The organism is Variovorax sp. P4_D9, from assembly GCF_056401695.1.
In genome coordinates this window covers 1-13,933 of sequence record NZ_JBFUIU010000322.1, presented here as the reverse complement: position 1 = coordinate 13,933, position 13,933 = coordinate 1, and the positions used below count along the sequence as shown (strand labels likewise).

General features: G+C 62.0%; 16 protein-coding genes and 1 pseudogene. 9 read left to right on the top strand and 8 right to left on the bottom strand.

The window, feature by feature from the left end:
- A partial coding sequence (locus AC1DY5_RS29005; RefSeq protein ID WP_478117036.1) for a hypothetical protein occupies positions 1-439 on the top strand: 439 nt, incomplete at its 5' end.
- Here the strand turns inward: AC1DY5_RS29005 and AC1DY5_RS29000 are convergent.
- Entirely contained in the window at positions 429-905 is a 477-nt protein-coding gene (locus tag AC1DY5_RS29000) for a zinc ribbon domain-containing protein (RefSeq protein ID WP_478117034.1), read from the bottom strand. The two genes, AC1DY5_RS29005 and AC1DY5_RS29000, sit on opposite strands and share 11 nt — an antisense overlap.
- Positions 880-1,302, bottom strand: coding sequence for an RNA-guided endonuclease InsQ/TnpB family protein (locus tag AC1DY5_RS28995; RefSeq protein WP_478117032.1), 423 nt, complete (start codon positions 1,300-1,302; stop codon positions 880-882). Before AC1DY5_RS28995 ends, AC1DY5_RS29000 begins: the two co-directional genes overlap by 26 nt.
- 150 nt (positions 1,303-1,452) lie before the next feature.
- Between AC1DY5_RS28995 and AC1DY5_RS28990 the strand changes: the two genes are divergently transcribed.
- Positions 1,453-1,986, top strand: a complete 534-nt coding sequence (locus AC1DY5_RS28990; RefSeq protein WP_478117031.1) for a hypothetical protein — start codon at positions 1,453-1,455, stop codon at positions 1,984-1,986.
- Positions 1,987-2,085: 99 nt separating this feature from the next.
- The gene (locus AC1DY5_RS28985; protein WP_478117029.1) at positions 2,086-2,484 is read left to right on the top strand and encodes a hypothetical protein; all 399 of its coding nucleotides are present in this window, start codon (positions 2,086-2,088) and stop codon (positions 2,482-2,484) included.
- Positions 2,485-2,725: 241 nt separating this feature from the next.
- Here AC1DY5_RS28985 and AC1DY5_RS28980 read toward each other — a convergent pair whose 3' ends face one another.
- Complete coding sequence (locus AC1DY5_RS28980) at positions 2,726-3,019, bottom strand: hypothetical protein (RefSeq protein WP_478117027.1); 294 nt, start codon at positions 3,017-3,019, stop codon at positions 2,726-2,728.
- 133 nt (positions 3,020-3,152) lie between these two features.
- Here AC1DY5_RS28980 and AC1DY5_RS28975 point away from each other — a divergent pair, with 133 nt between their 5' ends.
- Positions 3,153-4,394, top strand: a complete 1,242-nt coding sequence (locus AC1DY5_RS28975) for a D-alanyl-D-alanine carboxypeptidase family protein (protein WP_478117025.1) — start codon at positions 3,153-3,155, stop codon at positions 4,392-4,394.
- 535 nt (positions 4,395-4,929) lie between these two features.
- On the opposite strand, the gene AC1DY5_RS28970 is transcribed toward AC1DY5_RS28975, so the two are convergent.
- Both AC1DY5_RS28970 and AC1DY5_RS28965 read right to left on the bottom strand, forming a co-directional pair.
- A complete protein-coding gene (locus AC1DY5_RS28970; RefSeq protein ID WP_478117023.1) occupies positions 4,930-5,118 on the bottom strand; it encodes a hypothetical protein in 189 nt (62 codons plus the stop codon).
- 463 nt (positions 5,119-5,581) lie between these two features.
- The gene (locus tag AC1DY5_RS28965) at positions 5,582-5,884 is read right to left on the bottom strand and encodes a hypothetical protein (RefSeq protein WP_478117021.1); all 303 of its coding nucleotides are present in this window, start codon (positions 5,882-5,884) and stop codon (positions 5,582-5,584) included.
- A gap of 107 nt (positions 5,885-5,991) precedes the next feature.
- Between AC1DY5_RS28965 and AC1DY5_RS28960 the strand changes: the two genes are divergently transcribed.
- Complete coding sequence (locus AC1DY5_RS28960) at positions 5,992-6,477, top strand: VOC family protein (protein WP_478117020.1); 486 nt, start codon at positions 5,992-5,994, stop codon at positions 6,475-6,477.
- 73 nt (positions 6,478-6,550) lie between these two features.
- Complete coding sequence (locus tag AC1DY5_RS28955; protein WP_478117018.1) at positions 6,551-7,342, top strand: hydroxyacylglutathione hydrolase; 792 nt, start codon at positions 6,551-6,553, stop codon at positions 7,340-7,342.
- A 404-nt stretch (positions 7,343-7,746) separates the two neighbouring features.
- Here AC1DY5_RS28955 and AC1DY5_RS28950 read toward each other — a convergent pair whose 3' ends face one another.
- On the bottom strand, positions 7,747-8,097 hold the full coding sequence (locus AC1DY5_RS28950) for a VOC family protein (RefSeq protein ID WP_478117016.1): 351 nt from the start codon (positions 8,095-8,097) through the stop codon (positions 7,747-7,749).
- Positions 8,098-8,307: 210 nt separating this feature from the next.
- Here AC1DY5_RS28950 and AC1DY5_RS28945 point away from each other — a divergent pair, with 210 nt between their 5' ends.
- Complete coding sequence (locus AC1DY5_RS28945) at positions 8,308-9,171, top strand: type IV toxin-antitoxin system AbiEi family antitoxin domain-containing protein (RefSeq protein ID WP_478117014.1); 864 nt, start codon at positions 8,308-8,310, stop codon at positions 9,169-9,171.
- The gene (locus AC1DY5_RS28940; protein WP_478117012.1) at positions 9,114-9,980 is read left to right on the top strand and encodes a nucleotidyl transferase AbiEii/AbiGii toxin family protein; all 867 of its coding nucleotides are present in this window, start codon (positions 9,114-9,116) and stop codon (positions 9,978-9,980) included. Before AC1DY5_RS28945 ends, AC1DY5_RS28940 begins: the two co-directional genes overlap by 58 nt.
- A gap of 511 nt (positions 9,981-10,491) precedes the next feature.
- Here AC1DY5_RS28940 and AC1DY5_RS28935 read toward each other — a convergent pair.
- The gene (locus AC1DY5_RS28935; protein ID WP_478117010.1) at positions 10,492-11,820 is read right to left on the bottom strand and encodes a DUF1254 domain-containing protein; all 1,329 of its coding nucleotides are present in this window, start codon (positions 11,818-11,820) and stop codon (positions 10,492-10,494) included.
- 15 nt (positions 11,821-11,835) lie between these two features.
- Positions 11,836-12,890 (bottom strand): annotated as a pseudogene (locus AC1DY5_RS28930) (IS630 family transposase).
- 256 nt (positions 12,891-13,146) lie between these two features.
- On the opposite strand from AC1DY5_RS28930, the gene AC1DY5_RS28925 reads away from it, so the two are divergent.
- A partial coding sequence (locus tag AC1DY5_RS28925) for a DUF1254 domain-containing protein (protein WP_478117009.1) occupies positions 13,147-13,933 on the top strand: 787 nt, incomplete at its 3' end.

The window sequence follows — 13,933 nt, the reverse complement described above, 5'->3', positions numbered from 1 at the left end:
GGGCAAGCTCCTGTACGAGCTGGATCTGTGGATGTCCTTCGACAACCTGAAGGAATCGACAACTTCTGTGACTGAGGACCTCGTGCGCAACTCCGGCATCCTCGCGTCCAGTCGCCTGCGCGCCGACTACGAGCAGGAGCTCAAGGACATCGTCATGTCGTACCTGGAAGGGCGTGTTCCGGCGAAGGACTACAAGGCCGCATCGGAACTGAGCCTAGAGCAGCTGCTGGTGCAGTTTCCGTCGGCCGTATGGCGCTTCATGCGCGAGCGCCCCTATGTCAAGGCGTTCGTCCATGCGGCAGTGGTGCGGGTCGCAGAGAAGAACGCCAAGCGCGACGCAGTGGCAGCGCGGCTGAACGTCATCACGTTCCGCCCCGACCCCAAGAAGATCCTCGAAGCCGCGGTGCGGCAGGACAAAGAGATCAAGATTACGCTTTGACATTCACCCCACCCTGAAAGACGGGGATTCCTGCTGAGGCGGACTGAGCGTTACGCACAGGCCACTCCTTCGGAGGGTTCCTGCTTCGCAGGGGCTGCGCGCTTCGTCCTTGCGGACGCCGTGCGTCTAACCACCCCTCCACAGGCAATGGGCTTCGATGAAGAAGCCCAGTCCGCGTGCCCCGCGGCCAGAATGTTCTTTGCGGCATGGATGTCCGCATGCTCTGTCTGACGGCAGGCCACGCAGGCGAAGACGCTTTGCGTCTTCCTGTCTCGGCCGACTCGTGGCCGCATACGCGGCACGTGCGGCTGGTATAGACCGGATTCACGGCCACTGCCTGGCCTCCAACGGCGGCAAGCTTGTACTCGAGCTGGCGCCTGAACTCGCCCCACGCAGCATCCAGAATGCCGTGATTGAGGCCTGCCTTTTGGCGGACCTTCTTACCCGGCTTTTTCCGCGCTGCCACGCGCCGAAGCGGTCATTGCCGCGATGCGCAGGTCCTCGAGGGCGATGACGGGGTGTCCGGCCGCCAAGCCGGTCGTCAGCTTGTGCAACCAATCGCTGCGCTGCTGCGCTATGCGCCTGTGCAGCGCACGCAGCTTCTCAACCGCCTTCTTGCGATTGCACGAGCCCTTGACCTTGCGGGCGACGCTGCGCTGATAGCGCCGCCAGCGCCGCTGGTGCGCGGCCAACGCAGAGGGCGGCGCGATGATTCGCCCATCCGAGAGGCCCGCGAAGTTCGCTATTCCCACGTCGATGCCCAGCGTCGGCGCGAGGCCGGCCGCTGGAAGTACGCCAGCGGGCTGCGTCTGGACCGCAACATACCAGCGGTCCCCCTCGTGGGTCACGCTGGCGTTGCGCATCTCGCCCTCTACATGAACGAGAACAGAAAATATCAATTTTCCTCCACGCGCTGAAAGCGCCGTTTAGGCATCAATTGCGTTTGTGTCGCACTTATTTCGTGGAAAATTGGAGTCCTTCGAACGCATCGGACTGACAAACTCCTCTATTCCATGATCGCATCGATGACTTCTTCGAACCCATCGTTTCCAGTGATGCTGGATTTCGCGATGATGAGCGCCGAGGAAGCGCAGGGACAGACCTTGGTCCTGGCTGCGAGGGCCAAGGAGGAGCGACGGCTGGGAGCCCCTCCGGTGCGCTGTGTCTCGCTTCTGGACAGCGACCTCGAGCGGCTTCGCGACTGCCTCCTTGCACACGTCGAGAACCTGGGCCATATTGAGCTCTCGTCGCCGTCAATGATTGATGTCTATTTGAATACCGCGGCGCGTGCACTGATCGAAGAAGCCCAGACCGCCGGCGTATGCAGCACGCCGGGCGCGCACTGGTTCGTGCGCCTAGGTGACGTGGGTATGGTTCTGTTCGCCGATGAGCCGCGTCTCATGGCCGTGGGAGCGGATTTCCTGGTAGCTCTCGCGCATGAGAAGGCAATCCGCACGGCGCAGCAGGCCGGCCGACCGTACAACAGCCAGGCCCTTGCAGCGTACGACGCCCGCGCCACTGCGAATCGGGGCGAGYGCATCGCCTGATCGCAACGACGCGTTCGCGGGAGCGAATCGGACTCAAGACCCGCCAGCTGCAACTGCGGTGAAACCCACTCGCACGCTAAAAGCGCGCGCCTCGCGAGGTTGCCCGGGCTTGCTGTTGTATTGCACCTCGCTCGGTGGTCAAATGCCTCGATGGCTGAGCAAATTTTCATCGGCGACGCCCCGACGACCGAGGCCGGCAAGGAAATCCGCTTCCCGAGCAGCAACGTATGGGTAGCCTTGCACGAGTGCATCACCTCCGACTTGTACCCCGACCTTCCCTTTTTTCCAACGATCGACGCGAGGGATGCAGAGATCTTGGCGACTGCCATTCACGGCGCGCTGGCTGACGGCTCCTGCGAACGGCACTTCAGCGACCAGGCGCTCCTGGAAGCCCTGGGGACGCCGAAGGAAGAGCAGTTCGCCGCGGACAAGTACCTAGGCTGGATGAAGCGTTTTGCGGCGTTCCTTCAAGGCTGCGGCGGCTGCCGGCCGGGGTAAAGGCACGACGCGCTTCGTTGGTCCCTGCCGGGCGAGCGACTTGTACCGCCGGTTTGGGCCCATACCGGCTGTAAATTTCTCCAAAGCAGCCTTTCAGAATGCAGTTTTCAGAGCCTGGCAATGCCGCGATTTTTCTCGTAACGGTAGAGGTCCAAGCCCGTCGTGCCGCCCGCTACACCCCGGACATTGATGAGTCCCCATCAGGACTAAGCGCTTCCACCGCGGGACTCAGGATTTCCGGTTATCCTCCCGGCTCCGTTTCGGTGTCGAAGGCCAAGGCAAAGTAGTTGCCGACCACAGTGCTGAAACTCCCGATGGTTGCGGCGAAAGCAACTGAGGCACCGCCGTCAAGCGGCGCCCAGCCTGCGTAGCTGAAACCGAGTTCGCGGACTACCTCGCGGTCGATGTCGCGCTTGTTGGTTTTCAAGAGAGGCACAATTCCGTCGCGGTCCGCCGGCAATTTTTCCGGCACCGCATTCCGCGACTTGGATTTCTTGAGCCAGCGAGTCGGAGCACTGGAATGCTTGGACAGCATGCCGAGCCCGTCGCCTCTGCGCCGGTACTGCGGTTGAAATCAACTGAACTTGCACTGCGATCTTCGATCCTCTATGCACGATCGAAAATAGACGCTTGATCCGCCACAATATCCGTTCTGCCCCTGAACACCCATGCAACCCAAGACTTTCTCCATCCTTCCGGTCGTCTTCGCAATCGCCGCGGGCGCCCTGGTTCCCAACTCGGTGTCCTTCGCAGCCTCCCACGCCGCCAAGCGTGCAACCCATACGAAGCCCACAGCCGACGCGCCTGCCTCGGCGCCAGTAGCTGGACAGACCGCGGTTGCCGGCGGGCCGCCAGCGCTCCCCGCCAAGTCATGGCTGTTGATGGACTTCGACTCTGGCGAGGTGCTCGCCTCGGCCAACCCCGACGAACCGCTGCCGCCAGCGTCACTGACCAAGATGATGACCAGCTTCCTGGTTGAACAGGCACTTCGCTCGGGCAAGCTCAAGAAAGACGATCTTGTTGCGGTCAGTCAGAACGCTTGGTGCCGTGGCTCGAGCACTGAGTCATGCATGTACTTGCCGCTAAACAGCCAAGCCACGGTGATCGACATCCTGCGCGGCATCATCATCCAGTCGGGAAACGACGCGTCCAAGGCGATCGCCGAGCACCTGGCCGGCTCCGAAGAGGGCTTCGCCAAGCTCATGAATGCCGAAGCCCAGCGCCTCGGGATGACGCACACGCATTTTGTGAACGCTACGGGCCTGCCCGACCCGGAGCACAAGGCATCTGCGCGGGACCTCGCGATTCTGGCGCGTGCGATCATCCGCGACAGTGCCGACTACTACCCGATCTACGCCGAGCGCGAGTTCAAGTACAACGGCATCAAGCAGGGAAATCGCAATGCCCTGCTCTACACCGACCCAACGGTTGACGGGCTGAAGACCGGCCACACCCAGGAGGCGGGGTACTGCCTCGTCACTTCGTCCAATCGCAACGGGATGCGCCTCATCACGGTGATCCTCAACACCAACAGCGCAAAGGCGCGCGCCGACGAGACGCGCACGCTGCTCGGGTGGGGCTTCAGCAACTTCGAGAAGGCCACCCCCATTCAGCCGAACACGGTGGTCACGAATGCCAAGGTCAGCTTTGGCAAGGCCGACATTGTCGCCGCGGGTCTGGGATCGCCATGGACCTTGACCGTCCCGCGCGGTCAGAAAGTACAGACCTCGGTGCAGCTCAAGCCGGACCTCCAGGCGCCGGTGACCAAGGGTGCCGTGATCGGCAAGGTGGTCGCGGAGTCGAACGGCAAGCCGGTGGGAGAAGCGCCGCTGATCGCGCAGGCCGATGTGGAACGCGCGGGGTTCATGCTGCGCACGTGGCAGCACGTGGCCAAGTTGTTTGGCAAATGAACGACGGCATCGCGTGATGTGCCGTGATCTCGCGTGCCGCCGGCCGGACTGTGCCATAGCATCGGAGGATTGACGTGCCCATTGCCGACATGCCAGCTCTCCAAAGGAGCCTTTCCGCTACCCACGGTCCATCGCCCAGCTCGAAGCTAGCAGTTCTATTGAGAGAGAGTTTCGAGGGCCTTCTGGTCCTACAAAAAACTTGAATAGTGGGTGCGACTGCTCGTTCGATGAGCACCGCAGTGAAAGCCAAGCAGAATGCGGCTCCGGCGAGATGCTCACTTGGTTATCCACAGAGTCATGCACCGGCCAAGGGGAAAACGGGGCCTTGACTTTCGCGTTTTGGTGCAGTGCACAATGCCCTTTGCTCATTGGTAGCGGCACGATTTGCGTGCGATGAGCAACGCACTGCAGCACGCCATGTTGGTGCGTCGCCTGCTATCTTTTCCACAGCGAGATGCGAGCGGTAACTCACTTGCCAGGGCCGTCTGGACGAGAAACATGCGTAGGTGGAGGGGGCGGCCGCATGTTGACCTGGCTAAGCGCCCTTGACGAGGTACGCGTTGTTGGTCTGGTTGAACGAACTGAGCGCGCCAAGGAACTCGGCGGCCTGCTTGCGCAGAGGCACCCACGCCTCGTTGCCCATCGCGTTGAGGTTTGCCGTTCTGCCTTGCGCCGCCATCACCGCATCTGGCGGCACCGCATCGAGTTCGGCGACCAGAGTCACACGATGGAATTGCGTTGATGCGGCGTCAGACGGCCCCAGCCGGCAAGGCAGCGGCCGGCGGCGACATCGTCCTTGATTTCCCAGCCGACGTTGTAGTCGCCCATTGAAACGAGGGCCTCGATGAAGTAGGAGTAGGCATTGCGAAGCTCCTCGTCGAGCGCAGCGAACTGGCTGGTTCATTGGGCATGCGCGAAATGATGTGAAGTGGCGGCGCTACTGGCCAGGCGAGTCTCCCGACCTGTCCGTCGCAACGCACGGCCTACCGGAAGGTCCGTTCCTGGCCGGGTCCAGCCTTTCGAACATGAGGTTACGCGCACTCGCGGAGAATGGCGTCCACCATCCGCCCCATCGCGGCCATCACCTGGACGAGGTCCTGACTACGCGTCGCATGCGAACGAGCGCAACTCCCGCTAACCGGGGCGCTCGCTGATTTGCTGGTGAGCGGCAACGTCATACTGGAGGATCAGGCGCGATCAGCCTGACGAGGCCTCATATCCGCAAGCGCCTTCAGGCCGTCCTCGTAGGCCGCCTCGTTGCTCGCATGCGTGACGATCCTGTAGGCCTCGCGCTCGAGCGCCACCAAGCTCTTCAAGGCCTCGGTCAGGCCCTTCATGGACTCCACTCGGCTCGGCAGGCTGATCGCCTTGCTATACGCGTCGTGGAGCTTGTCGATGCCTTTCTCTTCGGGCGCTGCCATGTACTCGTCGAGCTTTCGGAACACTTCGGCGCCGCTCGTCGCGGCCTCGAGTTCGCCAATCAGGTTCAATGGGCCGGGTTGACCCTCTTGCAGGTGGCGGGCCTAAAGCTCATCGTGTCCGCCCGCTGCCGCAGGTTTTCCGCCGACGAGAAACCCAGACCCGAGGAGCGCTTGCCATGATCCGCAAACTGCACCACAACGCCTACCGCTGCCACGATTCCGAACAGACTCGCGCCTTCTATGAGAACTTCCTGGGCCTGCCCCTGGTCGGCTCCCTGGAGATCCGCGAGACCAAGACCGGCCGCGCGACCCAGGTGCTGCATACCTTCTATCGGCTCGATGACGGCTCACACCTGGCCTTCTTCGAGGCGCCCGACATGCCCTTCGACTTCAAGCCCCAGCATGACTTCGATCTGCACATTGCACTGGAGGTCGATGCGCCGGTGCTGGCCGACATGATGGCAAAGGGCAAGTCGCAGGGCATCGAGACGCGCGGTGTTTCGAACCACGGCTTCATCGACTCCATCTACTTCCGCGATCCCAACGGCTACGTGATCGAGTTGTGCGCCAAGCGTGCCGGCCACGATGCCTTGATGGACCCGGCGACCAATGGCGCGCGCGACGCGCTGCAGCGTTGGACGGCCGCCAAGGCGAAGGGGTGAGGCGCTCAGCCGATGCATGCCTGAGCCGCGGGCGCTATGCTTCCCGCTCGACCCCTGGAACCTGGAGCCTCCCATGATCGTCGAGCGCATCTGGACCGGCAACGCATACCGCAACTACAACTACCTGATCGCTTGCCCCGAGAGCGGCGAGGCGCTCGCCATCGATCCGCTGGACCACCAGAAGTGCCTGGCCGCCGCCAAGGCCAAGGGCTGGGAGATCACGCAGATCCTCAACACGCACGAGCACCACGATCACACCGGCGGCAATGCGGCAGTCGTCGCAGCGACCGGAGCCAAGGTGATCGCGCACTACAAGTCGGGCTCTCGCATCTCCGGCGTCGATCGAGGCGTCGAGGCTGGCGACGTGATCAAGGTCGGCAAGACCGTCGAGCTCGAATGCATGGACACGCCCGGCCACACGATGTGCCACATCTGCCTGCGCTCCCACACGGACAACCCGGCCCTGTTCTCCGGCGACACGCTGTTCAACGCGGGGGCGGGCAACTGCCACAACGGCGGCAATCCGGAAGACCTGTACACCACCTTCGTCGAGCAACTCGCGAAACTGCCCGCCGACACGCGCGTCTACCCGGGCCACGACTACATCGAGAACAACCTGCGCTTCACTCTCGCGCGCGAGCCCGATAACGCGGCCGCCAGGGCCTTGTTGCCCGACGTGGCGGGGCAAGACCCGGCGCGCGGCCGCGTCACGACGCTGCAAGAAGAGAAGCAGATCAACACCTTCTTGCGCCTGTCCAGCCCGAGCGTCATTGCGGCGCTTCGCGAGGTCTTTTCCGACCTGCCCGAGAACCCGGATCCGAAGACCGTGTTCCTCAAGCTTCGCGAGCTGCGCAACAAGTGGTGAGCCTGGCTGTCCCCGTCCTCTATTCGTTCCGCCGCCGCCCTAGTGCTCGTCCGCGCCAGTTGGCAGTAGCTTCAGCGCCAATGCGTAGGACCTTGCCGCTCAGCACGGTCTTAGAGGCTTAGAGGAGACTGTGAGCGGGATGCAATACATAGGGGCCCTACGTCGGAAATAGCCAGAGGACGAAGCTGTCAGTTGGTGTGTATCGCGAACGCCGGAGATTTGGGGGCCGGGCACCATAGTCACCTTCATACTGGGAGGCGGCGCGGGACGACCGGTCGTGGCCGCACGTGGGCAAAGTCAGTTGTGCACGCGCCGCGAAGGTCGGGTTTCGGGCGAATTGAGCGGGCCGGTGAACGACGGGTTCTGGCCGATTCTTGTCCTAGAGCCATGCCCTCGGACGGCGCTTATGTGTGCGAAAGGATGTTGACCAGCTTCCCGAACGGGTCGCGAACGAAGAACCGGCGGACGCCCCAGGGTTCGTCAGCTGGCCCGTATTCGATGGAGAAGCCGGCAGCCCTCATGCGTTCGAGCGCTGCGTCTACATCGTCCACTTCAATCGATAGGTCCGGCACGGGTGTTCCGGAGCCACCTTCCGCGGCGAAGCTCACCTGAATGGTCATCTCGGTCTGGGAGCCATAGGTCTGAATCCAGCCATGGTCCATCAAAAGCTCGAGGCCGAGGACGTCTTGATAGAAGGCGCGAGCCCGGCTGAGGTCGAGCGCCTCGAAATTGGCAACTACCCGTTTGACTTGCAAGCTTGGCTCCTTCGCGCTTGTGGACGGTGCTCCCGAACGACAGCTTGTGGCCGTAAGTCGACGCACCGGCAAAGTGGCCCCCGCTGGCTCAGCCGTACCGACAAAGCGCGAAGAGCGACCATCCCGGTCGAGTTGCCTTGCAAAATCGTTTGCATAAATGAACGAAAAACGATAATATGCGCAAACGTTCTTGAGTTTGTAGCCCTCGCATTGATCCTGGCGCCTCCCACACAACAAATTTCGCCTATTGAGCAGGAAAGAAGCGCAGAGCTTCTGCGCAATCTCCAGTCGCAGTCTCGATACCTGTTCCGCGAAGACGAGTTCGCCCGACAAACCGGCCGCGAACCGGGCAGCCCCGCGTCTCAGCTGGCGCTGCAGCGCCTCTCAAAGGCCGGGCGCATCGTACTGGCCCAGAAGAAACCCGCGCACTGGCTCATCATCCCTCCGGAGCAAGCGCACTATGGCGCCCCCCCAGTGGACTGGTGGCTGGACGACCTCATGCGCGACCTGGAACCGGCATACTACCTGGCCCTTCTGAGCGCCGCTCGCTTCTGGGGTTCGTCCCACTACGCCTATCAAACCACCCAAGTCATGGTCAGCCGGCCGCGGCGGCCACTTGCAGTGGGCAAGCTGCGCGTGGAATTCATCGTCAAAAAGACACTAGGCGACACCCCGGTCGCCTACGAGCGGACCAGGACGGCGCGTGTGCGCGTCAGCACTCGTGAAGCCACGGTGCTCGACCTCATTCGACACCAAAACACCGTGGGCGGCCTCGAGGCTGTCGTCCGGGTTACGCACGACCTGTTGCCGAAGATGACTTCGGCAGGTGTGCTTGACGCCGTGCGGGCCTTGAATCAAGTTCCGGCCGTCCAGCGCTTTGGGTTCGTGCTCGACCAGCTCGGGGGATTGCGCTTGGCTGGTACGGTCGCCAGATGGCTGCACCAGCAACGGCGCAACGTGCAGCCCCTGGTCACGCCCAGGGATGACGGAGCAACCATGCACATGGTCGATGGCAAATGGGCCATCGAGTACACGTCGAAGCAGGACAAAGTTCTGAGGGAGATACGGGGATGATTAGCGCGCGGGAACTTGCGCAGTGGCGGCCACTTGCTCCGTGGAGCAGCGACCTCATGATCGAACAGGACTTTCTTATCAGCCAGGCCGTGGCGGCCATCTTTGAGGACAAATTCTTGAAGGGCCAAGTCGCGATGCGCGGAGGCACAGTGCTTCACAAGGCGCACCTGGCACCGGCGAGCAGGTATTCGGAAGACATCGACTTGGTGCAGGTGGGCGACCGTCCGTCCGGCCACATCAAGAAGGCACTCACGCGCGTTCTTCAGCCGCTTCTTGGTAATCCGGTCGAGTCGGTGATGACGGACATCCAGTTGACTGTTCGCAACCTGGTGGCCAAGTCCAAAATCATCCGCAGCACGTACACCTACGACCCTACGAGTGACGACGCGGCGCTCGCCCACCTCAAAGTCGAGGTCAACACCAACGAGAACAAGAGCTTCTTCCCTCTCGTGACGGTCAAGGTCCAGGTGCCCGCGCCCGGCGAGGCGCGGCACGTTAACGTGGTGTCATACGACCTTGATGAGATGCTCGGCACAAAGCTGCGAGCTCTGCTCCAGCGCGAACACGGCCGAGACCTCTTCGACATCGTCTCCAAGGTGAACCCGGGCCGAGTCGGCGAAGCCTTCCGCTTCTATATGAGCCAGGAGGGCAGCACGTTCAGTGCGGCCAACATCGAAGCAGAGCTGGCGCGCCGGATGAAGTCGCGCAAGTTCTTGAGCGACATGGACGGCTACTTGGCATCTGGCAGGACATATTCGCCGCAGAGCGCGTATGAGCAGTTCTGCCACGTGTTCCTGCCGCACCTCTGACCCGCGCTGCCGGCGCGTTTTGCGATTCTGGCCGCTTCAGGGCGAATTCTGACGCGCTGATGAACTTCTGGTTCTGGCCGTATCCTGCCAATGCGCTACGCGGCTGATAGGCCCATACCGGCTGTCCACCACCGTCGAAGGGTTGTCCAACACCTGCCCTCAGGCCGTTGTCGTGCTCGGCGCCGCGCGTTGCAAGTGCAGGTGTCGAACAACCCTTAACGTATCCTGCCACATGCGGCACTTTACGGCGGACCCCAAGCTGCAGTTCGATTCCCTAGAAAGCGGTCCCTCCAATGACCGCTAGCTCGTTGCACTTTGCCGACTACCCCGGCGGCGTCCATGCGCCCGAGAGGACCTTTTCTTGCAGCCAGCACGTTCGGATGACGGTCGTTGACGAATGCCGGGCGGGGCCAGGACTGGCCGACAGGCGGTCGCAACTACACAGCTTTGGTCGAAGGCCCAAAACCTCGAGCCCTGTCGTATGCAATGTGGCCCGAGCCGTTCGTGCCTTCTACTTCGCAACGGGGGTCAGCGGTGGCAGCTTCCAAGTGCCGTTCATCGCTGCCTCGCTGGGCCCGTAGACACGACCGACGGCGCTGTACTTCCCTTGGGGGGTGGGCAGCCAGTTGGACTCTTTGTCAGGACCGGGCGAGGTGTGGCCGAGGTAGAGGGTCAAGCCTCCATCCGCATCGCGCTTCAAGCCCGGCGTTCTGTCGCCAATTGAATAGCGCTTCAAGGGATTCGCGTACAGAAAGCGGTCCGGCAGCGTGTAGAGCGTCATCGACCAAAAGAACTTCGCAGGCGGCAGCTCATCGGGCGCGAAGTGGACCGTGGAAAGGCTGCTGCCGTCGCCTACATGGCCGCCGTACCAGGCTTCGACCAGGGAGTTGCCGTAGAGCCCTTTCTCCGCGGCGACGGCGCGCGTCAAGTAGTCGTTCTTCAGGTCGGCACGCGACCCGAATATGCCGTTGGACGAAAGCGTTACCTTCGATTTCTCAGCCAACGCTGCCTTTGCGTCCTCAACGCCCTTGTCCATAGCAGCAAGTTTTGCGGGCGGTAGCTTCGCAGCGTCGAAGGGAATCCCCGGACCGATGCCTACGGTGGCGAAGCGCTTCATCAGCTCGGTCTCGCTGGCATCAGGCGGTTGCGTGAACTGCAGCAGGAAATTGAGGTACGAAATGAAGTCGTGCGAGCGGCCCTTCGTCACCTCATAGGGCGGCAATATAAGCGGTGGCGCGGTTGGGGGCGCAGGCGTTTTCATGAATGCGCTCAACGGCTGCAGTTTCATGCCTGCCTGCACTGCCTTCAACGCCTCGACATCGGAAGGACCGTTGAGCGCGGTGCGAGTCAGTGTCAGGATGATGTCCGTTTCAGACCGGAAGACCTTCTTGAACCCAGGCGGGAATTCACCCTTGAAGTTCGGGCCCACGAACAGGAAGTCGCCCGCCTCGTTCCCCGTGGCTCGGGAGCCAACGTAGGCAAAATTGAAGGTGAACAGGTCAATCCACTGCTGCACGTAGTACCGGTTTTCCGCGACCGCCGGAACGCTCACGACCCACGGCTCTGCACGTAGGTCCAGCCATGCCCAAGAGTACGGGGTGTCGTTGTTCGGCGTCACGATATCGTGGTTGTCGGAGGTGTAGGCCTCGGAGTAGTGGCGGAACTTGCCGAAACCACCCACATACTCGCGGCCCGCCGGATTCGCGAGCTGCTTGTACATGGTGTTGTAGCTCTCAATCATCGGGTAGGCATAGACGTACGCCTCCTTGGTGATGGCCCGCGTTTCCGCGTCCGAGGGTGTTTCCTGTGCAGCACTCGGCTGCATGGCGAAGGCGGACATGCCTAGTCCACTGAATCAGAAGAATTGGCGGTGTCGGCGATTGGGATCGTCGTACTTCCATTTGATTGTTTCGGGTCTTTGTTGTGCGCACGGATGTACCGCATGAGCTTCTTGTCGAGGTCCTTGACCGAGGTGAAGACGCCTCGAGTGATGACGTCACGCTGGATGCGCGAGAACCAGTTCTCCACCTGGTTGAGCCAGGAGGAATAGGTCGGCGTGTAGTGAATCTGGACATGCTTGTGCTCGGCGAGGAAGGCCTGCACGAGCGGGKTCTTGTGGCTGCTGACGTTGTCGCAGATGACGTGGATCTCTCGTTGCTGCGGCTGGCTGGCGAGCACGTCCTGCAAGAAGGCGACGAACTGCTCGCTGGTGTGGCGCGCAGCGGTCTTGCCGAGGACCTCGCCGGTGGCGGTGTTCAATGCGGCGAACAGGCTCAACGTGCCGTTGCGCTTGTACTCGAAGCCATGACTCTCGGCGCGCCCGGGCGCCAGCGGCAGCATGCGGTCCTTGCGATCAAGCGCCTGGATGGCCGTCTTCTCGTCCACGCAGAACACGGCCGCATGCGCGGGAGGATTCAAGTACAGGCCGATCACATCCGCCGCCTTCGTCTCGAAATCCGGATCATTGGAGACCAAGTGGCGATCCAGCCGGTGCGGCTGCAAACCGTGCTTGCGCCAGATGCGTTGCACGGCGGAAAACGACACGTCGCCCAACTCGGCCGCCAGCTTGCGGCTGCTCCAATGCGTGGAGCCATCCGACGGCTTGTGCTTGAGCGTCTTGTTCAGCACCCGCGCTTCCAGCTTGGCCACAGGCCGCTCAGGTGCACGCCCCGGATGCAGCGACACCAGCCCGGCCAGACCTTCCAGCTCGAATGCCCGCGTCCAGCGGGTCACGAAACCATCGTTGCAGGCAAGCTTGGTGCGGATGTCCACGCGCCGCTCTCCATCGGCCCACAGYAGCACGCAGCGCGCCCGCCGCGCGAGCGCCGCGCTCCCATGCCGCTTGCGGATCACCGCCTCGAGTTCGTCGCGCTCTTGGTTGGTCAGCTTCATTCTGTGCATGCTCTCCAATATGGAGCATACACAGCCAATTTCAATGATTCAGTGGACTAGCGCCCATGCCCAGTTACGCTTCAGAATTGGCTTCATGACTTTTCCGATTCGAATCAGCTCGGTTCCTGCGGGCCGCTCCGTGGAGAGGTTGTGCGATTCTGTCGCCCGCTGACAGCTTACTCTGGGTTCCCTGCCTGGTTTGGCGTCCATACACGGTCTCCAGTTAGGCCGTCGGGATGTTCCTGGCGCTTGCCGCCTTCGTTTCAAGGCGCATTTGACCAGCCTCCTGCACACCGCAGGGCTTGTTCGCCAGACGTCATCCGAGGAGGCGGGTACGCTTCTGCACCAACGTGCCATTGACACACTCAGCACAAACGCTGACGCTTTCAGCGTCCGATTCTTCTCGCCACAGCAGCCAAGCTACATGTTCAACAAGCCACTCTCTGTCTGCGCCTTCAGCGCCATCCTTGCAATGACCAACATCGCCAACTCTCAGCCTACGCCCGGCGGTGCCGCGGTTCCCGTCACAGTGGACAACTTCGTTCGCGCAGAGTCGAACATGTACGTCGCCGCGCTGGCCAAGCAGGGGACGCTGGGCAAGCTGCTCCACCGCCGCGAGCCTGCCTCGATTAACCATCAGACCGTGATTCGACTCAACCGCGATACGTTTTATACGTCCGGGGTCTTCGACCTTGACGCCGGTCCGGTGACCATCACGATGCCCGACCCGGGCAAGCGCTACATGGCGTTGCAGGTCATCAACGAAGACCACTACGTGCCGAACGTGTTCTATGGCGCAGGCACCCACACACTGACGAGGGAGAACGTCGGCACTCGCTACGTGGTCACCGCCATACGCACGCTGGTCGACCCGAGCAGTGCGGACGACATCAAGCAGGTCCAGCTGCAGGACGCCATCAAAGTCAGCCAGAAGGGCCCAGGCCAACTCGAGTTGCCGAACTGGGACCCGGTGAGCCAGAAGAAAGTGCGTGACGCGCTGCTGATTCTCTCGACGACGATTCCTGATTTCAAGAAGGCGTTCGGAACCAGGGACGAGGTGG